We start from the raw sequence: 24,017 nt of genomic DNA, 5'->3' as shown, positions 1-24,017 counted from the left end.
AACACCGCACGGCGGGCGCGCGCCGCCCGCGCGCCCGGCCGTCGATTGACGCTATTCGGCCGCATTGATATCGCCGATCCATGGCGCGGATAGCACCCGTCCCCAATATCCCTGCCATTCCCGGCATGAACCCCGGCGTGTTCGTCATGGCAACATCAATCAGGGCGGCGCGACGAACGCGACGGGCGGGGTCGCCGCGCCGAACCCAGGGCGGGGAAACAACCGGGGGCTGTGGGATGGACAGTCGATCTGGCGCAACCACCGGAACGAGAACACCTCGCGCGCGGAGAACGACCCGGCGAACGGGCTGATCGGGGCGACCGTCCCGTCGAGGACTCCCCCTTTCACCGGGACCTGAGCGCGTCGCTCACATGGCGGAGCTATCATGAACGGGACCGCTCGACGGATCGTGAAGGACGCGTTTCGCGCCGCGCTCGGGAGGGTCGCGGCCGCGCGCGGCGGAGATCCGGAGATCGGGGCGGCGGCCTGCGCCGTGCTGGAGCGTCTGGCCGGAAGGGCCACGGCCACGCTCGTCGCCCGGGAGGATACGGGGCGATGGGCGGTGCTCGACGGGGTCATCGAGGCGCTGTGCGCCCGCGGCGCGACCGTCGTGATCTGGCCGATCGGGCGGAGGTGGGGCACCGCCCTGCCGCTCGGCGGCCTCGAGGCGCTGGTCGCTGCGCTCGCGGTCGTGGAGCCGGCGTTCGAGAGCGAGCAAGCGCCGGGCACGAGCGAGGATCTCGCCCACGAGGCGCGGCTGCGGCTCTCGGGGGAGGCGCTCCGGGCGCGGGACATCGTCCTGATCGTGGATGCGGCGGAGGACGCGGTGGGGTTCTCGCCGCGCGCGATCCTGGAGGAGGCGGCCTCCGAGGAGGGGCCCCGCGTGCTGTGCAGCGGCCGCGAGGGCGCGGACGACGAGGACGCGGTGCTCTTGCAGCGCGAGGGAACAGGGGGGCAGCGCGGGGAGACAGGGGAGCGGGCGGCCGGAGGCGGGAGCTTGACGGGGGAGCAGGCGGCCGGAGGCGGGAGCCTGAAAGAGGAGCAGGTGGCCGGGGGCGAGGACCTGGCGGAGATCGTCCCGGCCGTTGCCCTCGCGCTGGCCCCGGCGCCCATCCCGGTGCTCGCGGCGGTGACACGGAGCGCTCCGGAGCGGATCGCCGCGCACCTCGCCGAGGTCGCGGGAGAGCGCGGGCCGCTCTGCATCGAGGTGGGGGGCGTCTCCTACGGCCAGAGCGGCTGGCGGGCCGCCGTGGAGGCAGCGCTTCCGCCTGCGGAGCGCGGGCGGGTGCACGCGGCGTTCGCGGACGCCGCGTCCCGCGCCGCGCGCGGCGCCCCGGGGAGCGAGGAGCGTGTGTACTGGGCCGCGTGCCGCGCGGGCCACCTGGAGCTCTCGGGCGCGCCGTGGACGGCCTTCGTCGATCTCGTCGATCCGGCGTGGGAGGCGCTCTGCGCGGGGGCGCAGGCGCCGTCGCGGGGTCGCATCGAGGACGCCCGCTCGGCACGGCGCGCGGCGCAGCGTGCGGCCGCCGGCGCGCTCGAGCGGCGCGAGGCGCCGGCGGGGGCCTCCGCGACGGGGCGCGCGCAGGTGGACGCGGTCGAGCGGGCGCGCGCTTCGGCCTTCGCGGTCCGCGCGGCGCTCGTGGAGTCGTCGCTGCGGGCGCGGCTCTGGGTCACCGAGGGGCCGCTCGCGGACAGCGCGGCGGCAGCGCAGCTCCTCGCGAGCTGGGCGGAGCTCGCCCCTGCGGGGGCGCGCGAGCGCCTGGCGGCGCTGTCGCGGGAGGTCGCGCGGCGGGAGCCCCGCGCTGCCCAGGCGATGCTCGCCGCGGCGGCGGTGAGCCCGAGCCGTGAGCGAGCGGCGCTCGTGGACGAGGCGCTGCGGTGCCTGCCTGACGAGCCCGCCGAGCGGCTGGAGGCGCTGGCCGCCGCGGCGGGGATGCTCGCCGGCGAGGCCCCGGGGGCGGCGGGGGAGGGCACGTCCGCGGGGGGCTCACCCGCGGAGGGCACGTCCGCGGAGGGGGCGCTCGACGAGGCGCTCGGGCAGGTGCTCTCGCTCGTCTCGGCGGCGCTCCTCGGCGCCTTCCAGCGAGCCATCGCGCGCTGGCCGGCGTCTCTCTGCGCCCGCGCCGCGGACCGGGTGGGTACGGAGCACCCGTTGCGGCGTTCGATCCTCGCGCTGCTCGCGCCCAGGCTGGGGGAGCCGGCCCGCTCGGCGTGGGCGGCTCGTGTCGCGCGCGACGCTCTCGCGGCGCTCTCGTCCGGCCGATCGTGGGATGCGGCGGTCTATGAAGATCTGCGTCGTGTGGCGCCGTTTCTCTCCCTCGATGTCGCGCTCGAGGTGAACGCGCAGCGGGAGCGCATGGATGCGCCGGGGGCGCGGCGGGTGAGCCCGGCGCTGATCGAGCGGCTCCGGTCGCTCGGGGCGCCGGTGGAGGAGGCGGCGACGAGCGGCGCCCGGCGCGGAGCGCAGGGCAAGAGAAAGGGCGCCGGGGCCGCGGCCCCGGCGCGCGCGCCCCTGGGTCGCGGCGAGGCCGCCGAGGGCGCGACGGGCGCCGGAGCGACCGGGGAGCTGGAGGAGGCCGAGGCGCGGGCGGCCGAGGCGCTCGCCATCCACGGACCGGACCGGATGGCGGCCCTCGCCCAGGCGGCGCTCGCGCTGCCGCCGGAGCGGGCAGCGGCGCTCGCGGAGCTCGCGGTCTGCGCGGCGGAGGAGGAGCCGCCCGCGGACGGGTGGGGCTATTTCCTGCTCGCGCAGCTCGGCGGCGCGCTCTCGCCCGGGCGAGCGGCGCAGGTGCTCGGCTGGCTGCTGGACTCCCTGACGGGCGCGCCGTTGCGGGCCGACATGCTCTGGACGGGGGACGGGAACGACCTGCGGCGCATCGGCCCGCTGCTCCTGCGGATCGGGGGGGAAGGGCTGCTCGTCGAAGCGGGGGAGAGCATGGTGGAGATCACGGCCCGCCACGCGTGAGCGGCCCGAGCCCCTGTTCGCGTCTTGGAGAGAGCCAGGGGGAGGGGAGGCCGCGCGCGGGGGCGGAGGGGGAAGGGCCCCACGAACCCGAGCGCCGGCCTGCGGCGAAGCGACGCTCTCCTGATCTCGGCGCATCCGTTCATGGGGCCATGGCCACCACAAGGCGCGAGTTCGTGGGAAGGGCCCCCCTCCGCCCCCGCGCGCGGCCTCCCCTCCCCCTGGCTCCGTCGCGTCCGGAACAGTCTCCCTCCTCCTGTCCGCCCCCGGTTCTCCCGGAAGACCCGCCCCTCAAATACCGAATTGCCGCAGCTTCTTGTGGAGCCCCTCGCGCGTGATCCCGAGCGACTTGGCCGCGTTGGTCTTGTTGTTGTTGTGCTCGCGCAGCGCCTCCAGGAGGAAGAACTTCTCGACCGCGTCCATCATCTCCTTGAGCGACCCCTTCGGCGTCCCCGCGCGCGTCACGAGCCCCTCGACCTGCCGGATCCGCGGCGACAGGAGCTCCGGCGTCGCGAACGCCCCCGGATCGAGCTGGATCACGAGCCGCTGCACCTCGTTCTGGAGCTCCCGCACGTTGCCCGGCCAGTCGTACGCGACCATCAGCTCCATCGCCTGCTGGCTGAACCCGCCGCACGGCTTGCCGATCTCGTCCGCGTAGCGCTCCAGGAAATGCGCCGCGAGCAGCGGGATGTCGTCGCGCCGCTCCCGCAGCGGCGGCAGGCGGATCGGGAAGACCTTCAGCCGGTAGTACAGATCCTCGCGGAACCGCCCCTTCGCGACCTCGTCCTCCAGGTTCCGGTTCGTCGCCGCGACGATGCGCACGTTCACGTGCTTCGGGCTCGTCGCGCCCACCGGCCGGATCTCGCCCTCCTGGAGCGCGCGGAGGAGCTTCGACTGGAGCGACAGCGGGGTCTCGGTGATCTCGTCGAGGAAGAGCGTCCCGCCGTCGGCGATCTCGAACAGGCCCTTCTTCTCCTCCGTGGCGCCCGTGAACGACCCCTTCTTGTGCCCGAACAGCTCGCTCTCCAGCAGGCTCTCGGCCAGCGCCGCGCAGTTCTGCGCGACGAAGAGCTTGTCGCGGCGGCGGGAGCGGTAGTGCACCGCCGCGGCGATGAGCTCCTTGCCCGTGCCCGTCTCCCCCTCGATCAGCACCGTGACCCGCGTGTCGACCACCTTGTCGAGCTGGCCGATGACCTTGCCCATCGCCTCGCTCCTGCCGATGATCTCGACCGCGCTCCGACCCCCGCCCCGGCGCTTCTCCTCGCGCCCCTTGAGGAAGCTGTTCTCCTTCTGGAGCCGCTCCTCCGCCAGCACCAGCCGCTTGATGAGCCGCGCGTTCGCCACCGCGAGCGACGCGTTCGCCGCCAGCACGAGCAGCGTCTCCAGATCGCCGCCGTTCAGCATCCCGGGCGCGCTCCGGTTGTCGGCCTGGAGCACCCCGATGATCTCCTCGCCCTTCCAGAGCGGCACCGCGAGCGTGCTGCGGATCGACGCGCCCATCAGCGACTCGGTCTGCCCCACCTCGATCGGCGCGTCCGAGGCCAGCACCGCCGCGCGCTCCTTGATCACCTTCCGGTACACGCTGCGCGTGATCGGGACCGGCCCCGCCGGCGGCGCCCCGCCGCCCGACGCGGAGCGGACCCGCGTCAGCACCGGGACGAACGCCGCCGGCGCGGCGCCCGGCTCCTGATCGTCGTCGCGGAGCACCACCGTCACGTGCGTCGCGCTCGGCACCAGCGCGAGCACCGCGTCGGCGATCTCGGCGAGCACCTGGTCGAGATCGTTCGCGGCGCCGATGCGCTTCTGCGCCGCGTACATCGCCGACAGCGCGCTCGGGTCGCGCTCGATCTTCGCCTCCGCGGGCTCGATCTCGTCGAGGCGCCGGATCGATACGACCCGCGCGTCGTCGGCCTCCTCCGGGATCGTCACGACCATCCGGGTGACCGCGTCGCCCGAGCCGAGCTCGATGACGTCCCCGGTCTGGAGGGCGACCGCGCTGCGCTCGGCCCCGAGCTCGAGCCGCTCGCCCCGCCGCGTCACGCTCGTCCCGTTCGTCGAGCGCAGGTCCTCGAGCACCACCGCGTCCGCGGTGCTCACGATGCGCGCGTGCGCCCCGGAGACGTGGCGATCGTCGAGGACGACCCGGTTGTCCGGCGCGCGTCCGATCGTGATCAGCTCGCCCTGGAGCTCGATGGTGCGCCCGGCGGCCAGACCCTGGGTTACCTCGAGCAGGATCATGGTGTGGTCAGTCTGCCCCAGGATGACCCGTGGGGAGGGCCCGGAGTAAACCGTCAACATCGAGGAGACGCCAGGAAAAACCGGGCCGCCAGCCGCTCCGGCCGAGCCTCCCGCCCGGGTGGCGAGGATTCAGCGGATCCTGCACGATGGTGAGCTGGGGCCTGTTGACGCCGCCGTGCTGGCGGCCGGGGAAGGGGCGCGCGGCGCGGCGCTCACTGCGCGCGGGCGTTCAGGCGGTAGATGACGGTCTTGAAGGGCGCGTTGGCGGAGATCTTCGCGGCGTCCTTCGAGGCCTCGCCGTCGTCGACGATCTTCTGGAGCTTGGTCGCGACCTCGGCGTCGCCCTTGGGCGAGAGGGCGTCGATGACCGACACCGAGACGAAGCGCACGGCCGCGTTCGAGATCTTCGGCATGGCGTCGATGATGCTCTGCCGGACGTCGGGGGTGCCGAGGACGCCCGTCATGTAGGCCGCCTTGATCCCCTGGAACTGCGTGTCCTTCGCCTGCGACGCCGGCTCGCCGAGCTTGCCGACGTAGCACTCGACCTTGTCGCCGCAGTCCTTGAGCAGCCCCTTCGCGAGCTTGATCTCCTTCTCGAACGCCTTGCCGACCGTGCCGGAGCTCGAGCGGGTGTTCGCGAGCCGGTCGACCTCGGCGATCTGGTCCGCCTTCACCAGCTTGAGCGCCGTGAGCAGCGAGACGTCGCGGATCTGCGCCACGTCGTCCTCTTCGCCCCGGGCCGAGAGCGCCGTCTTCACGAGCCACGGCACGAGGCCCGCGTCGAAGAAGTTGCCCGCTGCCTCCGCGAGCATGGCCCGCCCGTTGACGCCGGCCGGGGGGACCTGGAGCGACGCCGGCGTCTTCTCGTAGGCCGCCTGGAAGGCCGCCAGGGTCTCCGGCGTCTTCGGCACCTTCGTGAGCTCGCGCGCGATGATCGCGCGGGGCACGTCCTCCGCCTTCTCGAGCGCCGCGAGCAGCGGCTGCACCGACTCCTGCCGGCCGATCGTCGCGAGGACGAGCGCCGCCGCCGCCACGTGGGCCGCCTCCGCGGCCTTCTTCTGCTCCGCGTTCGGCTTGTCGCCGGCCCTCTTCAGGTTCTCGACCTGCGAGTACTCGACGAGCTCCTTGTGCTCGCCCTTGAGCAGCGCGATGGTCGGCTCGATCGCCGGCTTGCCGATCTTCGTGAGGGCCAGGATGGCCGTCGCGGCGGCGTCCGCCTTGAGCGGCGACAGCACCACCTTGAGCAGCGGGACGACCGCCTTCTCGCTGCGCTGCCAGCCGAGCAGCTCCGCCGCGGTGATCTGCCAGAAGAGCTCGTTCCGGAGCGTGGCCACGTCCTTGGGATCGTTGATCGGGCGCCCGAGCATCGTGATGAGCTGCCCCTCCCACGACGGGTCGTTGATCTCGATCATCGCGTCGTGCACGTCGCGCGAGATCGTGGATCCCTTCGGCTTCGCGTGCTGCAGCTTCGTGAAGACGTCGAGGAGCGGGCCGGCGGCGTCCTTCGGCTTCGTCGCCGCGAGGCCGCGCACCGCCCAGCGGACGTCCTCCTCGGTGCTGTCGGCCTTGTAGTCCTTGAGCGCCTTGATGAGGCAGGCGCTGCCGCGCGGATCCCTCGTGTCGGAGAGGAACTTGATGAGCTTCGAGTTCGTGCGCTCATCCAGGTCGCCGGCCACGCACTTCTGCGTCATCGGCTCGACGATCTGGTCGAGGAGCGGCTTCACCGTCGGGCCGCTCCGGTCCTTGTTGTCACGCGTCATCGCGTCCTCGAAGAACTGGACGAGACGGTTGACCGCCTGAGGGAGCGTCGCCGGGTCGTCGAGCCGCTTGACGTGCGTCTCGGGATCGTTCTCGTCGGCGCACCCGGCGACGATCCCTGCGGACAGCGCCATCGACGAGGCGGTGGCGGCCCCCAGGAGGAGCGAGCGAAGGAGCGGCAGGATGCTGCGTGCTGAGCGGGACATGGTGTTTCCTCCGGGACCTCGGTGATGCCGCCGACCTGGCCTCGCTCCCCCCGAGGGGCTGCGAGCGCGAACGAGGCGACGCGGCCAGCGGCTAGCCTTCGTTAGCCTGAGGGGACGAAAGTGGACAAAAACAGCGCGCGGCAGGGGGCGCGGCCCCCCTTCGGCCACGTGGTGGCGCCGCTCCGTCATGGAATCGGCGGAGCCGAAAGTATTCGCCGTGGGAGATGGTGTCAACGCGAGCGGGGCGCCGGGACGAACCGGCGGATCCCCGTCGCGAACAGCCGGTCGGGGATGACACGGCGCAGCGCGACGAGCGCCCGTGCGTCCCGGCCGATGAGCGTGCGGAACGGCGGAGAGGCGCCCTCGATGAGGCGGACGATGGCCGCCGCGACCGGGGTGGGCGGCGGCGCCTTCGCGGCGTCCGCGAGGACGAGCCGCTCGAGCGCCTCGGTCATCGCGGCGTAGGGCCCCTCGCGCGAGATGTGCGCGCCGCGCCGCTGGTTCTCGAAGAAGATCTCGGTCTTGAAGGTGCCCGGCTCGACGAGGCAGACGTCGACGCCGAACGGGGCGACCTCCCAGCGCAGCGCCTCGCTGAACCCCTCGACGGCGTGCTTCGTGGCGGCGTAGGCGCTCACGCCGGGGAGGCCGACGAGCCCGGAGATGCTCGAGACGTTGATGATCCGGCCGCGCCCCGCGGCGCGCATCGCCGGGAGCACCGCGCGCGTCACGGCCATGAGCCCGAAGACGTTGGTCTCGAACTGCGCGCGGACGTCGTCGTCCGCCTGCTCCTCGAAGGCGCCGCCGACCGCGATGCCCGCGTTGTTGACGAGCGCGTGGACGGGGCCGTGCTTGAGCAGGAGCTCCTTGACCTTGGCGCACGCGCCCGGGGCGGCGACGTCGAGCTGCTCGATCTCGAGCGAGGCGCCCCGCGCCCTCACCGCGGCGAGGAGCGCGTCGGCCTTCTCGAGGCGGCGCATCGTGGCGATGACCCGGTGGCCCGCCGCCGCGCACGCGACGGCGGTCGCGAAGCCGATGCCGCTCGAGGATCCGGTGACGAGGACGAGGTGACCCATCGGAAGGGCCGCGAGTATAGACGAACCGCGGCTCAGCCGATGATCATCGCCTCGCTGAGGAGCCGGCCCTCCTTGAAGCGGCGCAGGTTCCAGCGCTCGAACAGGGGGAGGGTGACGCCCTCGGCGATGTGCTGCGCGATGAGCTTGCCCATGACGGGCGCGATCATGAAGCCGTGCCCCATGAACCCCGAGGCCTGGTAGAAGTGCTCCACCTCGTCGACCGCCCCGACGATGGGGTTCTGATCCGGCGTGAGGTCGTAGCAGCCGGCCCACTGCCGCAGCACCTTCACGCTGCCGAGGACGGGGCACGCCCGGACGAGCGCCCGCGCGTACAGCGCGAGGAACCTGTGGCTCGACCCCATGTCGAGGCCCTCGGGCACGTCGTCGTTGGAGATGCCGCCCACGATCTCGCCGCGCATCGACTGCGAGAAATAGAGGCCGTTCGACAGGTCCGCGACGAGGGGGCCGAGCCAGGGCTTGAGCGGCTCGGTCGAGCAGATCTCGTGACGGTGCGGGTGGTTGGGCAGCGCCACGCCGAGCATGCGCGCGATCTCCGGGCTCCACGCGCCGGCGGCGTTCACCACCCGGTGCGTCCGGATCTCGCCCCGGTCGGTGACCACGGCGTCGATCCGCGCGCCGCGCGTGCGGAAGCCGACGACGTCCGTGAAGGTGGCGATGTCGACGCCGAGCCGCCGGGCCTGCTCGGCGTAGCCCCAGACGAACGGCCAGGGGAACACCACGCCGTCGTCGGGGTTGTAGCTCGCGGCGACGACGCCCTCGGTCGAGAGCTCCGGCACGATCGCGCGCGCCTCGTTCGCGGTGAGCATCCGCGTGCCGAGGCCGCACGCGTTCTGCACGGCGACGCTCTTCTCGAGCGTCCGCCGGCCGGACTCGCTGCGCACGAGGAACAGGTAGCCGCCCTGCCGGAACCAGACGTTGATCCTCATCTCGCGCGCGAAATCCCGGCAGATGCGGATGCTCTCCTGCATCAGCCGGATGTTGCCCTCGCTCGAGAACTGCGCCCGCACGCCGCCGCCGTTGCGGCCGCTCGCGCCGCTGCAGAGGTAGCCCCGGTCGACGACCACGATGTCCGTGATCCCGTGGTGCCGCGCCAGGTTGTAGGCGATCGCGAGGCCCATGATCCCCGCGCCGACGATGACGATCTCCGCCTCGGATCGCATCGCGCCTCAGCCGAGCTCCGACCTCGCCGCGGCGATGGCCGCGCCTTGGAGGGCGCCGTTCGAGGCGATGATGCCGCGGGCGAGCTTGAGCCCGGGGCCCGCGTAGTCGATGGCCGCGCCGGAGAGGTCGGTGAACTGGCCGCCGGCCGCGCGGAGCACGGCCTCGGGCGCGCAGCCGTCCCAGAGCTTGGCGCCGCCGCCGCCGTGCACGTAGAGGTCGGCCTCGCCCGTCGCGATCCGCGCGATCTTCACGCCGACCGAGCCGCACGGGACGACCCTGGAGATGCCGAGCCGGGCGAGGAGCGGCTCGACGAACGCCGGCCGGTGCGACCGCGAGACGATGAGCGTCGCGTCGGCCGGCGGGCGCACGGGCGAGACCCGGAGCGGGCGGCGGCTCCCGTCCTTCGCCTCGACGAAGGCGAGGCCCGCGTCGACGCGGCCGGCCAGCGCCTCGCCGGACGTGGGCATGAGCACGACCCCGAGCGACGCGCGGCCGCGCTCCGCGAGCCCGATCATCACGGCGAACTCGCCGTTCCTGTCCGCGAACTCGCGCGTGCCGTCGAGCGGGTCCACGAAGAACACCCGCTCCCGCTGGAGGCGCGCGGCGAGCTCCTCGCCGGCCGGGACGCTCTCCTCGGCGAGGATCGCCTCGCCCGGGAACGCGGCCTCGAGCGCGCGGCAGATGAGCGCGTTCGCCTCGCGATCGGCGCGGGTCACCGGGTCGCCCGGGCCCTTCATCTCCACGGTGAACGGCGTCGCGTACACCTCCATCACCACCGACGCCGCCGCGCGCGCGATGCGGACGATCTCGTCGAGCTCCCGGTCGCTGTTCTGGTTCATCGTGCTCACGTCGTGATCCCGGCGCTCCTCAGGCGCGCGGAGAGCTCCGTGAGCGCCGTGTCGCCGAGGTAAGGGGGCATGCCGGCCTCGCGGACGAGCTGGTCGAGCTGCGCGACCGAGCGGGGGCCGAGCACGGCGGACGAGACGAGCTGGTTCGCGAGGACGAACCGGAGCGCCGCCGCCCGGAGCGAGACCACCGGGCCGGTGACGAGCGGCCTGAGCACGTCGAGCTGGCGGATCCGGAGCCTGAACTCCTCTCGCGTCCACCGCTCGGCGCGGTGATCGAAGGAGAAGAACTCGCGGTCGGCGCTCCACTGCCCGGCGAGCAGCCCGTGCGCGAGCACCGACCGGGCGAGCACGGCCGCGCCGCTCTCGGAGACGTCGCCGGCGACCTCGTGGAGATCGCCGGGGAGGAAGGCGTTGTAGGCGATCTCGATGACGTCGACCTCGTCGCGCAGCGCGGAGCGGGCGACGTCCGCGGAGCCGGCGCTCACGCCGAAGGCGCGGATCTTCCCGGCCTGCTTGAGGTCCCTCAGGAGCGCGAGCGACTCCTTCGAGCGCATCGCGGCCATGGTGGGGTTGTGGAGCAGGACGACGTCGACCACGTCGCGGGCAAGCCGCTCCTGGGACCGCTCGAACGCGGCGCGGAGGTGGGCCGGGTCGAAGCGCTTGCGCGGCGGGAGGCCCTCGAGATCGGTGCCGATCTTGGTGACCACGAACGTCGGGCCGGCGCCCTGGAGCCGCTTGCCGAGCCGGCGCTCCATCTCGCCGCGGCCGTAGACGTCGGCGGTGTCGAAGAGGTCGATGCCGACCGCGAGCGCGCGGTCGATGACGCGGTCGATCTCGGCCTCGACCATCGGGCCGTAGCCATCGCCGGAGAGGCCCCAGGTGCCTAGGGCGAGCTCCGAGACCTGCAGGGTCGTCTTGCCGAGGGGGCGCTTCCTCACGCGCGGCGATCTACACCAGCGGTGCACGAGCGCCACGAAATAGGGCGGGGAGCCGATCGGGAGCCCCTCGCGGGCCGGGAGGCGTCGCTCGGGGCGGTCCGCGCTCCTGCCGGAGGGCCAGGGCCCGGCGCCGCGCCCCGGGAGGGGCGGGACCCGGGCCGGAGGGCCAGGGTCCCCGGCGCCGCGCCCCGGAGGGCCAGGGTCCCCGGCGCCGCGGGCTGGACGAGATCGGCGGGGCGCCACGTCCTTGCGCGCTTGGCCGCGGAACGCTCCGTGCCAGAGGGACGCTGGGGAAGGGAAGTGTTGCGGAGGAGCGCCGGGCGGCGCGGCCGGGGGCAGGTCTCCAGGTGACGTGCTGGGTCGAACTTGCCAGTGGTCGATGAGGGGGGCTGTAGAACATGGCGAAAGGGCCCAATGAAGCATCGAAGGCCGAACCCGTAAGCGAACGGAAGGCGCGCCCGCCCGCGACGAGCGCCTCCTCCTCGCGGCGCGCGCTGGAGCTCGTGGCCGTCCGAGGCAAGGACGTGATCGGTGTCCGACACCTGCTCGCCGAAGGGCGGGCGTACATCGGCGACACGCCCGGATCGATCGCGCGGGTGCCTTCGGGAGAGCTGGATAGAGCGGCGCCCGTCATCGCGGAGGTGACCGGCGCTCGCTACGTGCTGCACGTGCCGCGGCGGACCCGGGCCCGACTGCACGGGGCCGACGGGCTCGGTCGCCTGCTCACCGGCCCGGTTGACATCGAGCTGCGCGAGGGAGACCGCGCCGTGCTCGTGATCGGGCCGGTCCAGGTCCGCGCGCAGATCGTGCCCATCGAGATCATCTCACGCCTGGGTTCGTCCGGGCTGAGGTGGATTGGCCTCCTCGGCGCCCTCTACATCACGGCGCTCGCGATCTGCGCCGCGCTCGCGCCGCGCGACAGGGCCCGCCTCGACGAGGGGTCGATCCGGCGCGCGGTCGGCGCGGCCGCGGCGCAGCTCTGGCCGGAGCGCGCCCCGGCGCGGTAGCGCGCGGGCGTCCTCGGCAGCGGCCGCCTCGCGCCGAGGCGCTCTCGACGGGCGAGGGCTGCTATCGTCCGTCTGTCATGCCCTTCAACACGCTCCCGCTCCTTCCGCCTCTTCACCCACTCCGTTCGTCCCTTCGATGGTGCCTCCCGCTGAGCCTGCTCGCCGTGGTCGGCTGCGGCGGCCCGGACGCCGGGGACGAAAGCCCGAGCAGCGGCACGCCGGCGGGCATCCTCAGCCTCCCGGCCGGCTGGAACACCATCTCACCGGGCGGCGAGACCACGTGCTCGCGCGGCGATCCGTTCCGGTACTTCGTGCGACCCGGCACCGTCAATCGCCTCGTCGTCGAGTTCCGCGGCGGCGGCGCGTGCTGGAACGCCACGACCTGCGCCTTCGCGGGCTCCGTCTTCCAGGAGACGGTCACGGAAGATCCCGCGATCGTGAACGAGCAGGGCGCGACCGGGATCTACGATCATGAGAACCCGGACAACCCGTTCAGGGACTGGCACCATGTCTATATCCCCTACTGCACCGGGGACATCCACTGGGGCGACAACGTGGCCACGTACGGTGAGGGGAGCGGCGCCGTCACCATCCGGCACAAGGGGGCGGTCAACGTCCGCGCGGCGCTCGGCTGGATCTACGAGAACGTCCCGGCGCCGGAGAAGGTCTTCGTGACGGGGTGCAGCGCGGGCGCGTATGGCTCGATCCTGTGGTCCGCGCACCTGCGGGAGCACTACGCGGACGCGCCCGTCTACCAGTTCGCCGACAGCGGCGCCGGGATCATCACCGACACGTTCTTCGAGGACAGCTTCCCTTCCTGGAGGCCCCAGGGCGCCTATCCCACGTGGATAAGCGGCCTCGACCCCGCCGGGCTCACGCGGCTCCCCGCGCTCTACACGGCGATCGGCAATCATTACCCCGACATGCGGCTGTCGCAGTACAACACCGCGTACGACGAGGACCAGATCCGCTTCTTCAGGCTCATGGGCGGCGGCGACGCGGCGGCCTGGTCGGACGCCATGAGGGCGTCGGTCGACGACATCGAGGCGTCGACGCCCAACTTCAGCTCGTACCTCGCCCCCGGCAGCGATCATTGCATCCTCTGGCGGCCCGAGCTCTACACCGTGGCGTCGGGCGGAACACGGCTCGTGGCGTGGCTCGACGATCTCGTGAACGGGGACGCGCCGCCGAGCGTCGCCTGCGAGGGCGACGCCTGCGGGGCACCCGAGTAGCGGCCTCGCCCCCTCGCCGGGGCCGGCGCCCCCGGATCGGGGCCGGCGCCGCGCCGGCCCGCGTGCGGCCGCGCGGCGGCCCCGCAGGCGCTCCGGGGCGCTTTCGGGGGGCGCCTGCGCGGCTCCAGTTGACGCACAGCCAGGGCGCCAGATCATGGTCGTCGCGTCCGCGGGCGCGCAGACGCGCCCGCGGCAGCCCTGGACGCAGAACTCCGGGAGGAGACATAGACTACATGCGCACGCTTTGTATTGATATCGGCGGAACGGGGATCAAGGCCATCGTCCTCGATGAGCAAGGGACGCCGATCACGGACCGCATGCGCGAGCCGACGCCCCAGCCGGCCTCGCCGGACCCCATCCTGGATGTCATCGCCGAGCTCGCCCGCGCCCAGGGGGAGTTCGATCGCGTCTCGATCGGCTTCCCCGGCGTCGTGATGGACAACGTGACCAAGACGGCGCCGCACCTCGACAACGATAGGTGGAAGGGCTACCCGCTCGCCGAGGCCGTCGAGCGCCGCCTCGGCAAGCCGGTCCGCGTCGCCAACGACGCGGGCGTCCAGGGGCTCGCCGTCATCGAGGGCAAGGGGCTCGAGATGGTGCTCACCTTCGGCACGGGGCTCGGCTGCGCCCTGTACATCGACGGCCGTTACGTGCCGAACCTCGAGCTCGGGCACCACCCCTACGGCAAGAGGAACCTGAAGTACGAGGACCGCGTGTTCGACGCCGAGTGCAAGCGCATCGGCCCGAAGCGCTGGAACAAGCGCGTGCGCAAGATGATCGCGCAGCTCGAGCCGATCTTCAATTACCGCAAGCTCTACCTCGGCGGCGGCAACGCGCGCCTGCTCGACGTGAAGCGGCTGCCCGAGAACGTCGTCGTCGTGGACAACGTCGCCGGCCTGCTCGGCGGCATCAAGCTCTGGGCGTAGCGTCCGCGGCGGGGGCCCTGCCCCGGACCGTGGGCCTCGTCGCCTCGCCCGGCCGGAGCGCGGTGGGGGTGCGCTGGGCGCTCCCCGCAGGGGCTGAAGTGCAGGCGAGCCACAAAAGGGGCTCGCCGGAACGCAAGCCCCGGAGGGGAGCGCCCAGCGCACCCCCACCGCGCTCCGGCCGCCCCCAGGTTCCCAAGAGGGGCGCGACCAGCGTACGCTGGGTCGATGAACTCGCCCGACGCACCGAAGCCCGACGCGACGCCCGCGGCCAACCCGGCGGCGGACGCCGATCTCGACCCCTTTCGCATTCGCTCGCCGGAGACGCTCGCGAACCCGTACCCTGTCTACGCAAGGCTGCGCGAGGAGGCGCCGGTGTACTTCAGCGCGGCGTACAACGGCTGGCTCGTCACCCGCTACGACCACGTCGCGGCGGGGTTTCGCGACCCGCGCCTCTCGGCGAAGCGCTCCAGCGCCTTCGTGACGAAGCTGCCCGAGGAGGTGAAGCAGCGGCTGGAGCCGCTGCGCCGCAACCTCGCGTCGTGGGCGCTCTTGCTCGATCCGCCGGAGCACACGCGCATCCGGTCGCTCATCAACAAGGCGTTCGTGCCGCGGCTCGTGGAGGGGCTGCGCCCCCGGGTCGAGGCGCTCGTGACCGAGCTGCTCGACGCGGCGGCGCCGGCAGGGCAGATGGATGTCCTCCGCGATCTCGGCGATCTCCTCCCGCTGCTCGTGATCGGGGAGATGCTCGGCGTGCCGACGGAGGACCGGCACCGGCTGAAGGGCTGGTCCAACGCGATCGCGGGGTTCCTCGGCTCGGGCCGGCCCACGCTGGAGATCGCGACGACCACGCTGGGCGCCGTGGTCGAGATGGAGGACTACTTCCGCGGCGTGATCGCGGTCCGCCGGCAGAGCCCCGGGAACGACCTGCTCAGCCAGCTCCTGCTCGCGGAGGAGCAGGGCATGATCCTCGGCGAGCAGGAGCTGCTCTCGACGTGCTGCATGCTGCTCTTCGGCGGCCACGAGACGACGAAGAACCTCATCGGCAACGGCCTCCTGGCGCTCCTCCAGAACCCCCGAGAGCGCGAGGCGCTCCGCGCGTCGCCGGCGCTGCTCGGCCCGGCGGTCGAGGAGCTGCTGCGGTACGACACTCCGGTGCAGTGGATGAGCCGGGTCGCGCTGGACGACCTCGAGATCGAAGGCGTCCGCATCGCGAAGGGCGATCGCGTCTTCCTCGTGCTCGGCGCCGCGAACCGCGATCCCGCGCATTTCCCGGAGCCCGACCGGCTCGACTTCCGGCGCACCGACATCCGCCACATCTCCTTCGGTCTGGGCGTCCATTACTGCGCCGGCGCGGCGCTGGCCCGCGTGGAGGCCCAGTCCGCGATCTCCCTGTTCCTGCGGCGCTTCCCCGGGGCCGAGCTGTCGCCCGCGCCGGTCACCTTCCGGCAGAGCCCCGGCGTCCGCGGCCTCGTAGCGCTCCCTGTCGTGCTGGGGCCCGAGCGCGCCTCTTCCTAGCCGGCCGCCGCGCAGATCACGAGAGCCGCATCCCCGGGGCGAGCTGCCCCGGCAGCGCCACGCACGCCGCCTCCAGCCCCGCGACCGGATACGCGCAGTAGTCCGCCGCATAATACGCGCTCGGGCGGTGGTTCCCGCTGCAGCCGATCCCGCCGAACGGCGCGGCGCTCGATGCGCCCGTCAGCGGCTTGTTCCAGTTGACGATCCCCGCCCGCGCCTCGCGCCAGAGCTGCTCGTAGAGATCCTTGCGATCCGAGATCAGCCCGGCGGCCAGCCCGTACCGCGTGCGGTTGGCGAGCGCGATCGCCTCGTCGAAGCTCGTGTAGCGCTGCACCTGCGCGAGCGGGCCGAAGTGCTCCTCGTCCGGCAGATCCCGGATCGCGGAGACGTCGAGGATGCCGGGCGAGAGCAGCGCCGTCCCCTCCTCGAGCCGGCGCATCTCGAGGAGCACCTCGCCGCCGAGCGAGACGAGCCGCGCCTGCGCCGCGAGGAGCCGCTCCGCCGCGTCGAGCGAGATCACCGCGCCCATGAACGGCTGCTCCGCGTCGTCGTACCGACCCACCTTGAGGTGGCTCGCCGCGTCGACCAGGCGCGCGAGGAGCGCGTCGCCCTCCGGCGTCGCCGGCAAGAGCAGGCGGCGCGCGCAGGTGCACCGCTGGCCCGCCGAGATGAAACAGGACTGGAGGATGTGGTGAATCGCTCCATCGATGTTCGCGACGTCCTGGACGATCAGCGGATTGTTCCCCCCCATCTCGAGCGCCAGGATCTTCTCGGGCTGGCCCGAGAGCTGCCGGTGCAGGGCGTTGCCCGTGGCGGAGCTGCCCGTGAAGAACAGGCCGTCGATGCCGGCGTGACCGGCGAGCGCGACGCCGGTGCTCTTCCCCCCCTGAACCAGGTTGACGACCCCCGCGGGCAGGCCCGCCTCCTGCCAGAGCCGCACGACCTCCTCGGCGACCTTCGGCGTGAGCTCCGAGGGCTTGTGGACCACGCAGTTGCCGGCGATCAGGGCAGGGACGATGTGGCCGTTCGGCAGGTGGCCCGGGAAGTTGTACGGCCCGAACACCGCGACCACGCCGTGCGGCCGGTGCCGCACCACGGCGATGGCGTCGCCCGCCTCGCCCCGCTTCTCGCCGGTCCGCTCGCGGTAGGCCATGATCGACACGTCGACCTTGCCGATCATCGTCTGGACCTCGGTGAGCGCCTCCCAGCGCGGCTTGCCGGTCTCGAGGCCGATCACGTCGGCGAGGCGGGCCTTGTGCTCGGCGAGCAGGCCCGCGAACCGCTTCACCAGCGCGACCCTGCCGTCGAAGCCGAGATCGCGCCACGCCCTGAACGCGTCGCGCGCCGCCGCGACGGCCGCGTCCACCTGCTCGGCGGTCGCGGCGCGCCCCTCGAAGACGGTCTGCTGTGTCACCGGGTTCCGGCTCGCGAACGGCTCTCCTGCGCCGGCCGTCCAGCGGCCGCCGATGAAATGGGTCGACATGGTCACTCTCCCTGCGCGGAACGGCGGGCTCGGCAGTCCGTCCGGCCGCGCCGGGCCGGCGTCCGCTTTGCCCCGTCGGTCTGCATCGTACCAGACCCCGGCGCGCCGATCGCCCCGCCCCCGCGGCGACGCGCCCGCGATTTCGACGCGGATGGGATCGCCCGCCGGGCGCGCCGTCCTCGCGTGACCCCAACAGGGCGTGTGCTCGTCCGGTCGACCCCCAACGGATAGGGGCGCTCTCTCGGCCGCTCGTCCGCTGACGGTTCCTGAGCGCACATCCCAATGCGCTCTGCGGTCGGGCGCGCCGGACAGCGCATGTGGCGAGCTCGCGACATTCACAGGAATGCACGGTGGCGATCACGTTGTGCCGCGCGAGCGAGCGCCTCTTCCGATAACGCTCCGGGCGCATTCCCCCGGCGGACGACACCAAGTCTTGACTGTCCCGTGACTGGCGTGGAAGCGTCGCCATGTCAGTTTCCTCGCCGATGCATCACACGGTGGCTATCTCGGACATCCATCTATGTGAGCTCGAGCCGACGGCCGGCCTCTGGATGCGCTATCGACAGGCGCCGTACTCTCCGGACCGCGAGCTCGCGGCGATGCTCGACGCGCTCCGGGGAGACGTGCGGCGGGGGGCGGGCGGGGCGACGCGCGACGATCTCACGCTGGTCCTGAACGGCGATATCTTCGATCTCGACGCGCCGCGGGTGATCAACAACGAGAGCGTGGTCCACGACCTGCCTCGCACCGCCGAGCACGCGGTCCCCGCGATCGAGGCGATCCTGAGCGACCATCCCGTGTTCGTGGAGGCGCTCGGCCGGGTCGTGGCGGACGGACACACGGTGGTGTTCGTGGCGGGCAACCACGACATCCAGCTCACGCTCCCCGAGGTGCGCGCGGCGGTCCAGCGGCGCGTGGTCGACGCGGCGGCGCGGGAGGTCGCCGCCCGGGACAGCGCCCCTCCGGCGGCCGGCGCGGCGGAGCTCCGCCGCGCGCTCGCGGCGCGGGTGGTGTTCCGGGCCTGGTTTCATCGCACGCGTGACGGGGTGATCCTCGAGCACGGCAACCAGTACGACTCGTACTGCAGCTATCGCTATCCGATGGCACCGTTCGGCCGGAATCCGGGGGAGATCCAGCCCACGATGGGCTCGCTCGTGAGCCGTCTGCTCGTGTCGCGCATGGGGTACTTCAACCCGCACGTCGACTCGTCGTTCATGCTCTCGGGGCTCGGCTACCTCGCCCACTGGGCGCGGTATTACCTGTTCTCCGGTCGGTCCCTCGTGCTCGCGTTCGCGGTCGGCGCGGCGCGGACGATGATCGAGCTCGTGCGCCGGCGCGAGCCCGGCCGCCGCGCGCGCCGGCGAGCGGGGCTCGTCGCGGCGGCGCGCGAGACGGGGGCGCCGCTCGCCGCGGTGGCGAAGCACGCGCGGCTGTTCGCGCGGCCGGCCGAGGACTGCCTCGGCCGGGTCGCCCGCGAGCTCTGGCTCGATCGCTGCGGGCTCGCGCTGGTCGGGCTGCTCGCGGCGCTCGCGTGCCTCTGCTGGGTGCCCGAGGGGCTCGCGCCGGCGGCGCTGCTCGCCCCGACGCTCCTCATCGCCTACGAGTGCGCGGTGCCCAAGCCCACGCTCGATGCGGTCTGGCAGGGCGTGAACCGCGCCGCGCGGCTGGTGGCGCGGGCGCACGGCGCGAAGGCGGTGATCTTCGGGCACACCCACAACCCGGAGGGGAGCTGGGAAGGCGGGGTGTTCTTCGGGAACACCGGCTCGTGGTCCGCGGCGTTCGAGGACATCGCGTGCACGAGGCCCGTGTTCGAGGCGCGCCCGCTCGTCTGGCTGCGCTCCGAGGACGGCGCGGGGCCGGAGGCGCCCCTGTCGGGGGGGCTCGTGATGTGGAAGGACCAGCGGTTCCTGCCCTGGAGCGCCGACGAGGCGCCGCGGGTGTCCCGGAAGGCGGTGGCGGCCAGGCGGCCGCGCCCGGCGCTGCGGCCGCAGGCCACGGCGGCCCTGCGCGGCTAGCTGTACAGCCGCACGTCGGTGAGCACCGGACGGGCTGCGCTTCACCCGATAGAGACACGGAAGATCCCGTCCGCGTCGGCGCGAGGCGCTCGGCCGGCGCCGGGCATATCCCAGGTGTGCACGCCGCGCGGCCGGCAGTGCGCGCGGGCGATACGGCCCGGCGGCGGCGGGTGGCCTGCGTCGTGCTTGCCCTCCGCAGGGAGCGAGGCGCCATGCGGTTGACGTACGAGCAGGATGTGCGGGGGCACTCGGTGGTCGACGCCGAAGGGAGCGTGATCGGCGAGGTCGAGCAACTCTACCTCGACAGCGAGTCGATGAGGCTCGCCGGTCTGCGCATCAAGCTCCGCTCCGAGGCGGCCGAGGTGCTCGGCGTCCAGCACGGCCTCTTTCGCGCCGGCTTCCTCGACGTGCCGGCCGAGGCCATCCAGAGCCTCGGCCAGGCCGTCGTGCTGCGCACCCAGGCGCGCAACCTGCTGACCCCTCCCGTGTCCGGCCGCCCCGGCTCGCCCCCCTGAGCCCTGGGCAGCGGACACGTGCGCCCCGGGCAGCGGACGCGTGAGCCCTGGGCAGCGGACGCATGAGCCCTGGGCAGCGCGGCGAGACCTCGCGGTCGCTCGGCCTCGTTGAGGCCCGCAGGGTCGGGCGATAGAGTCGGCGTGGGCCTCGCTTCGGGCGACCCTCCCGAGCGCGCTCCGCAGAGCCGACGACCCATGAGCCGCAGCGATCGCGAGCAGACGGAGCTCCCCCATGCCGCGGGCCGCGCGTCGCCCGACGCCGACACCGCGATCGCGCGGTCGCCGGACATCGCCTCGGACGTCACGTTCCGGCTCCGGGAGTCGCCCAGCGCGAACGCCCGCGAGGCGCCGCCCATCTCCGTCGCGGCGCCCGAGCGCCTCTCCGCGGAGGAGCGGTACGAGGATCTCGGCTGCATCGGGCGCGGCGGCATGGGCGAGGTGCGCCGCGTGCGCGACCGCATCCTGGGGCGCGTGCTCGCCATGAAGGTCCAGACGCCCGAGGCGCGGGACGCGACGCCCGATCGCGCCCGCTTCCTCGCCGAGGCGCGCCTGACCGCGGCCCTCCAGCACCCGGGGATCGTGCCCGTGCACGAGTGCGGCGCGCTCGCCGACGGCCGGCTGTGGTTCACGATGAAGGAGGTGCGCGGCCGCACGCTCGCCGAGGTGATCGCCGAGGTGTACGCGGCCGGCGGCGGGCGCCTCTCCCAGGTCGCGCTGCGGCGGGCGATCGACACGTTCCTCCGCATCTGCGAGGCCGTGGCCTACGCGCACAACCACGGCGTGATGCACCGCGACCTCAAGCCGGCCAACGTGATGATCGGCGAGTTCGGCGAGGTGCTCGTGATGGACTGGGGCCTCGCGCGGCCCGCGGCGCGGCCCGCGGGGGCGCCCGCGGCCGCCGCCGGGCGGGTGGAGCTCATGGAGGAGGCCCCGCTCACGCGACCCGGCGAGGTGCTCGGGACGCTGCTCTACATGCCCCCGGAGCAGGCGCGCGGCGAGTGCGACCGCCTCGGCGCGGCGAGCGACGTGTACGCGCTCGGCGTCGTGCTCTACGAGATCCTCGCCGGCCGCCACCCGTACGACGGCAGCGCCGCGGCGCTCTGGAGCGCGCTCCTGACCCGCCCGCCCCCGCCGGTCGAGGCGGTCGCGCCCCAGGAGGTGCCCGCGGAGCTCGCCGCGATCTGCGCCCGCGCGATGGCGCGCGACCCGGAGGACCGCTACCCGGACGCCGGCGCGCTCGCCGCCGAGATCCGGAGCTGGCTCGACGGCGCGCGGCGGCGCGAGCGCGCGCTCGCGATCGTGGACAGGGCGCGCGAGATCCGGCCCGAGATCGAGGCGACCCGGGCGCGGGCGCGGGCGCTGCGCGACGAGGCGCGGGCGATCCTCGACGGGCTGAGCTCGTTCGCGCCCGCGGAGCAGAAGGCCGTCGGGTGGCGGCTCGAGGACGAGGCGGAGCGCCTCGAGCGGGAGGCGTCGATCGGCCAGATCGAGTGGATGCAGGTCCTCCGGTCGGCGCTGAACGAGGTGCCCGATCTCCCGGAGGCGCACGAGGCGCTCTCGGACCACTACGCGGAGGAGCTCGTCGCCGCCGAGGAGGCGCGGGATCCGCGCGGGGCGGCGCGCGCCGAGGCGCTCCTCCGGCAGCACGATCGCGGCCGCCACGCCGAGCTGCTCGCGGGCGACGGGGCGCTCTCGCTCTCGAGCGTCCCCGCGGGCGCGGAGGTCTCCCTTCATCGATATGTCGAGCGCGACCGCAGGCTCGTGCCCGAGCCTGTGCGCGAGCTCGGCCCCACGCCCCTCGTCGCGGTGACGCTCCCGCGCGGCAGCTACCTCTTGACGCTGCGCGCCCCGGGATACCGGGAGGCCCGCTATCCGGTGCTCATCGAGCGCGGGCGGCACTGGGACGGGATCCGGCCCGGCGGGGGCGCGCCGTGCCCGGTGCGCCTCCTCCGGCCCGGCGAGATCGACGAGGAGACGCTCCACGTGCCCGCCGGCTGGTTCCTGTCCGGCGGCGATCCCGACGCGGCGGACAGCCTGCCGCGGAGGCGCCTCTGGATCGACGATTTCCTCGTCCGCAGGCACCCGGTGACGAACGCCGAATACCTCACCTTCCTCAATGCGCTCGTGGCGAGCGGGCGGGAGGCCGAGGCGATGGAGTCCTGCCCGCGCCTGCCCCTGGGCCGCGCCGCGTCGGGGCCCGGCTCGCTCCGCTTCGTGCGCGGCGAGGACGGGAGCTTCCAGCTCGGCGCGGTCCCGACCGACGTCCAGGAAGAGCCGAGGATGCCCGTCGCCTTCGTCGACTGGCGGGCGGCGATGCGCTACGCGGCGTGGTACGCGGCCGAGACCGGCGCGCCGTGGCGCCTGCTGAACGAGCTCGAGTGGGAGAAGGCGGCGCGGGGCGTCGACGGCCGCCGCATGCCCTGGGGCGATTTCCTGGAGCCCACGTGGGCGTGCATGCTGGGCAGCCACGAGGGGGTCGCCGGCCGCCTCCCGGTCGACGACTTCCCGCTCGACGAGAGCCCGTATGGCCTGCGCGGCGCGGCGGGCAACGTGCGGGACTGGTGCCTCAACGCGTGGAAGCGGGAGGGGCCGCGGGTCGAGCAGCGGATCGTGCGCCTGGATCCGGCCGACGAGGGCGACGCGGGGTTTCGCGCGGCGCGGGGCGGCGCGTGGTCGACCGCGCCGAACCTCTGCCGCGCGGCGGGGCGCTTCGCGGGGAAGCCCGGCGACCGCTTCGGGGGGATCGGGCTCCGGCTGGCGCGCAGCCTGCCGCGGTGAGCGGCCCGGGCGTCCGCGCGCCGGGCGCGGGCGTCCGCGCGCCGGGCGCGGGCGTCCGCGCGCCGCTCACGGGCTCTTGTGAAAGTACCAGGTCGCCGCGGGATCGATGTGGGCCGGATCGGTCGTGGGCGCCTGGCGTCCGTCGAGCGCGACCTGGAAGCTCATCTGGCTCGGGATCCTCCCGAAGATCAGGCCGTTGTCAGGCCGGTAGGTCTTGTACCAGACGATCCGGACGAGCGCCCCGACGTCGTCCCGCTCGAGCAGGAGCCCTATCCGCGGCGAGTACATCGTGACGAGGCCCTGCTGCGCGTCCGGATCCTCGGCCCAGAGGAGCACGCGCTTCGGCGCCTTCGGCTTGTAAACGCCCTGGACCCACGCGGAGGGCGGCGCCTCCTGCGGGGCCGCGAGGACGCGGCCGTCGCCGATGAACTCATCGATCTCGTCCTCGTACCCGCCCGTGCCCGGGGCGTTCTTGAACCCCGACGAGAACAGGGACATCTCGAACCAGCCTTCGGGCAGGTCGTCGCGGAGCGACCAGTACTCGGTCTTCGCCTGGTACTTCCCGGCGGGGAGATTGCCCGTCACGGCGATGCGGAGGAGCGTCGCCTGGCTCTTTGCGTCGATGATGATGAGCTTCGAGTCGATGGGGACTTGAATGGTGCGGTTATCGTCCGTCGGGGGGTCCAGCACGGGGAGGGTCATACCGCCTGTCAATCCAGCGCTCATGGTTCGATATCTCCTTGTCGGGATCCGTGGACTTCTGGGGTGGTTTCGTCATGGCCGCCCCGGGCGCTCCGTCCTTCGGGGCGGGCGCGCCGCGGGCGGCGGCAGCCGGTCGGCTGCCATCTGCTCACTGCATCCTCACTACATACCCGGGCGTGCCCCGGCCGGTCGAGGCCCGGTGATGCGCTGTCGTGCCGGCCGCCGAAGGGGGCTCCCCTCGTCGGGGCCCGGCGCCCTCCGCGCCCGGTTCGCTCGTGCTCGAAGCAAGCGCCGGACCAGCGGGCCGTCGCGCGGCCAGGGGAGCTTCGGGCCGGCGTTTGTGGAGGCGGCGCGCGCGGGGGAGGGGGCGCTTGCGCGGCGATGGCGCAATCCGGGCGAAGGTGGCCCTGGTCGTGCCCGCGTTCCACCGACCTGCATGTCGGGTCGGGCCGGTCGCGGCCATGTCCCGCCGACCTGCAGGTCGGGTCGGGCCCGGTCGCGACCACGTCCCGGCTGGCTCTGGTCCACGAGATCGAGCCTTGGATAACCCCACATGTCGCCGCTGGTGTGAAAGAGAGGTTTGGTGCGAGTCGAGTTAAATTGTGTAAATCGCCCTCTGTCGAGAATCCGTTTGCTCTC

General features: G+C 73.3%; 17 protein-coding genes. 8 read left to right on the top strand and 9 right to left on the bottom strand.

Annotated features, from left to right (window positions below):
- Window positions 1-159: 159 nt before the first annotated feature.
- The gene (locus WMF31_RS32665; RefSeq protein ID WP_436605693.1) at window positions 160-348 is read right to left on the bottom strand and encodes a hypothetical protein; all 189 of its coding nucleotides are present in this window, start codon (window positions 346-348) and stop codon (window positions 160-162) included.
- A 37-nt stretch (window positions 349-385) separates the two neighbouring features.
- Here WMF31_RS32665 and WMF31_RS32660 point away from each other — a divergent pair, with 37 nt between their 5' ends.
- Window positions 386-2,965, top strand: a complete 2,580-nt coding sequence (locus tag WMF31_RS32660; protein ID WP_436605692.1) for a hypothetical protein — start codon at window positions 386-388, stop codon at window positions 2,963-2,965.
- A gap of 288 nt (window positions 2,966-3,253) precedes the next feature.
- Here WMF31_RS32660 and WMF31_RS32655 read toward each other — a convergent pair whose 3' ends face one another.
- The 6 genes from WMF31_RS32655 to WMF31_RS32630 all read right to left on the bottom strand — a co-directional run bounded on the left by WMF31_RS32655 (window position 3,254) and on the right by WMF31_RS32630 (window position 11,205).
- A complete protein-coding gene (locus WMF31_RS32655) occupies window positions 3,254-5,200 on the bottom strand; it encodes a sigma 54-interacting transcriptional regulator (protein ID WP_436605691.1) in 1,947 nt (648 codons plus the stop codon).
- Between the two features lie 212 nt (window positions 5,201-5,412).
- Window positions 5,413-7,164: a hypothetical protein gene (locus tag WMF31_RS32650; RefSeq protein WP_436605690.1), complete on the bottom strand. Its 1,752-nt coding sequence runs from the start codon at window positions 7,162-7,164 to the stop codon at window positions 5,413-5,415.
- A 230-nt stretch (window positions 7,165-7,394) separates the two neighbouring features.
- The gene (locus tag WMF31_RS32645) at window positions 7,395-8,237 is read right to left on the bottom strand and encodes an SDR family NAD(P)-dependent oxidoreductase (protein ID WP_436605689.1); all 843 of its coding nucleotides are present in this window, start codon (window positions 8,235-8,237) and stop codon (window positions 7,395-7,397) included.
- A gap of 32 nt (window positions 8,238-8,269) precedes the next feature.
- Window positions 8,270-9,418, bottom strand: a complete 1,149-nt coding sequence (locus WMF31_RS32640) for an NAD(P)/FAD-dependent oxidoreductase (RefSeq protein WP_436605688.1) — start codon at window positions 9,416-9,418, stop codon at window positions 8,270-8,272.
- Between the two features lie 6 nt (window positions 9,419-9,424).
- Window positions 9,425-10,258, bottom strand: a complete 834-nt coding sequence (locus WMF31_RS32635; RefSeq protein WP_436605687.1) for a 3'(2'),5'-bisphosphate nucleotidase CysQ family protein — start codon at window positions 10,256-10,258, stop codon at window positions 9,425-9,427.
- A 5-nt stretch (window positions 10,259-10,263) separates the two neighbouring features.
- The gene (locus WMF31_RS32630; RefSeq protein WP_436605686.1) at window positions 10,264-11,205 is read right to left on the bottom strand and encodes an aldo/keto reductase; all 942 of its coding nucleotides are present in this window, start codon (window positions 11,203-11,205) and stop codon (window positions 10,264-10,266) included.
- Window positions 11,206-11,729: 524 nt separating this feature from the next.
- On the opposite strand from WMF31_RS32630, the gene WMF31_RS32625 reads away from it, so the two are divergent.
- The 4 genes from WMF31_RS32625 to WMF31_RS32610 all read left to right on the top strand — a co-directional run bounded on the left by WMF31_RS32625 (window position 11,730) and on the right by WMF31_RS32610 (window position 15,885).
- Complete coding sequence (locus tag WMF31_RS32625) at window positions 11,730-12,212, top strand: hypothetical protein (protein WP_436605685.1); 483 nt, start codon at window positions 11,730-11,732, stop codon at window positions 12,210-12,212.
- A gap of 77 nt (window positions 12,213-12,289) precedes the next feature.
- The gene (locus WMF31_RS32620) at window positions 12,290-13,444 is read left to right on the top strand and encodes a pectin acetylesterase-family hydrolase (protein WP_436605684.1); all 1,155 of its coding nucleotides are present in this window, start codon (window positions 12,290-12,292) and stop codon (window positions 13,442-13,444) included.
- 233 nt (window positions 13,445-13,677) lie between these two features.
- Window positions 13,678-14,370 carry an ROK family protein gene (locus WMF31_RS32615; protein ID WP_436605683.1) on the top strand — a complete coding sequence of 231 codons (693 nt, stop codon included), beginning with the start codon at window positions 13,678-13,680 and terminating at the stop codon, window positions 14,368-14,370.
- A 225-nt stretch (window positions 14,371-14,595) separates the two neighbouring features.
- Window positions 14,596-15,885, top strand: coding sequence for a cytochrome P450 (locus WMF31_RS32610; protein ID WP_436605682.1), 1,290 nt, complete (start codon window positions 14,596-14,598; stop codon window positions 15,883-15,885).
- Between the two features lie 16 nt (window positions 15,886-15,901).
- On the opposite strand, the gene astD is transcribed toward WMF31_RS32610, so the two are convergent.
- A complete protein-coding gene (astD, locus tag WMF31_RS32605; protein WP_436605681.1) occupies window positions 15,902-17,368 on the bottom strand; it encodes a succinylglutamate-semialdehyde dehydrogenase in 1,467 nt (488 codons plus the stop codon).
- A gap of 467 nt (window positions 17,369-17,835) precedes the next feature.
- Between astD and WMF31_RS32600 the strand changes: the two genes are divergently transcribed.
- The 3 genes from WMF31_RS32600 to WMF31_RS32590 all read left to right on the top strand — a co-directional run bounded on the left by WMF31_RS32600 (window position 17,836) and on the right by WMF31_RS32590 (window position 22,676).
- Window positions 17,836-19,383, top strand: coding sequence for a hypothetical protein (locus WMF31_RS32600; RefSeq protein WP_436605680.1), 1,548 nt, complete (start codon window positions 17,836-17,838; stop codon window positions 19,381-19,383).
- Between the two features lie 212 nt (window positions 19,384-19,595).
- A complete protein-coding gene (locus WMF31_RS32595; protein WP_436605679.1) occupies window positions 19,596-19,898 on the top strand; it encodes a PRC-barrel domain-containing protein in 303 nt (100 codons plus the stop codon).
- Window positions 19,899-20,093: 195 nt separating this feature from the next.
- Window positions 20,094-22,676, top strand: a complete 2,583-nt coding sequence (locus tag WMF31_RS32590; RefSeq protein ID WP_436605678.1) for a protein kinase domain-containing protein — start codon at window positions 20,094-20,096, stop codon at window positions 22,674-22,676.
- A 66-nt stretch (window positions 22,677-22,742) separates the two neighbouring features.
- On the opposite strand, the gene WMF31_RS32585 is transcribed toward WMF31_RS32590, so the two are convergent.
- Window positions 22,743-23,366, bottom strand: a complete 624-nt coding sequence (locus WMF31_RS32585) for a hypothetical protein (protein WP_436605677.1) — start codon at window positions 23,364-23,366, stop codon at window positions 22,743-22,745.
- Between the last annotated feature and the right edge of the window lie 651 nt (window positions 23,367-24,017).

Origin of the sequence: Sorangium sp. So ce1036 (assembly GCF_051369805.1) — a bacterium.
GTDB lineage: Bacteria > Myxococcota_A > Polyangia > Polyangiales > Polyangiaceae > Sorangium > Sorangium cellulosum_F.
The sequence above is the reverse complement of the archived record's forward strand: the minus strand, read 5'-3'. Positions and strand labels throughout refer to the sequence as shown.

Excerpts from the sequence above, each read along its gene's own strand:
- WMF31_RS32645 (WP_436605689.1), bottom strand. The coding sequence starts at position 8,237 with ATGGGTCACCTCGTCCTCGTCACCGGATCCTCGAGCGGCATCGGCTTC.
- WMF31_RS32660 (WP_436605692.1), top strand. The coding sequence starts at position 386 with ATGAACGGGACCGCTCGACGGATCGTGAAGGACGCGTTTCGCGCCGCG.
- WMF31_RS32620 (WP_436605684.1), top strand. The coding sequence starts at position 12,290 with ATGCCCTTCAACACGCTCCCGCTCCTTCCGCCTCTTCACCCACTCCGT.
- WMF31_RS32635 (WP_436605687.1), bottom strand. The coding sequence starts at position 10,258 with ATGAACCAGAACAGCGACCGGGAGCTCGACGAGATCGTCCGCATCGCG.
- WMF31_RS32590 (WP_436605678.1), top strand. The coding sequence starts at position 20,094 with ATGAGCCGCAGCGATCGCGAGCAGACGGAGCTCCCCCATGCCGCGGGC.
- astD (WP_436605681.1), bottom strand. The coding sequence starts at position 17,368 with ATGTCGACCCATTTCATCGGCGGCCGCTGGACGGCCGGCGCAGGAGAG.
- WMF31_RS32655 (WP_436605691.1), bottom strand. The coding sequence starts at position 5,200 with ATGATCCTGCTCGAGGTAACCCAGGGTCTGGCCGCCGGGCGCACCATC.
- WMF31_RS32600 (WP_436605680.1), top strand. The coding sequence starts at position 17,836 with ATGTCAGTTTCCTCGCCGATGCATCACACGGTGGCTATCTCGGACATC.
- WMF31_RS32640 (WP_436605688.1), bottom strand. The coding sequence starts at position 9,418 with ATGCGATCCGAGGCGGAGATCGTCATCGTCGGCGCGGGGATCATGGGC.
- WMF31_RS32610 (WP_436605682.1), top strand. The coding sequence starts at position 14,596 with ATGAACTCGCCCGACGCACCGAAGCCCGACGCGACGCCCGCGGCCAAC.
- WMF31_RS32595 (WP_436605679.1), top strand. The coding sequence starts at position 19,596 with ATGCGGTTGACGTACGAGCAGGATGTGCGGGGGCACTCGGTGGTCGAC.
- WMF31_RS32650 (WP_436605690.1), bottom strand. The coding sequence starts at position 7,164 with ATGTCCCGCTCAGCACGCAGCATCCTGCCGCTCCTTCGCTCGCTCCTC.
- WMF31_RS32615 (WP_436605683.1), top strand. The coding sequence starts at position 13,678 with ATGCGCACGCTTTGTATTGATATCGGCGGAACGGGGATCAAGGCCATC.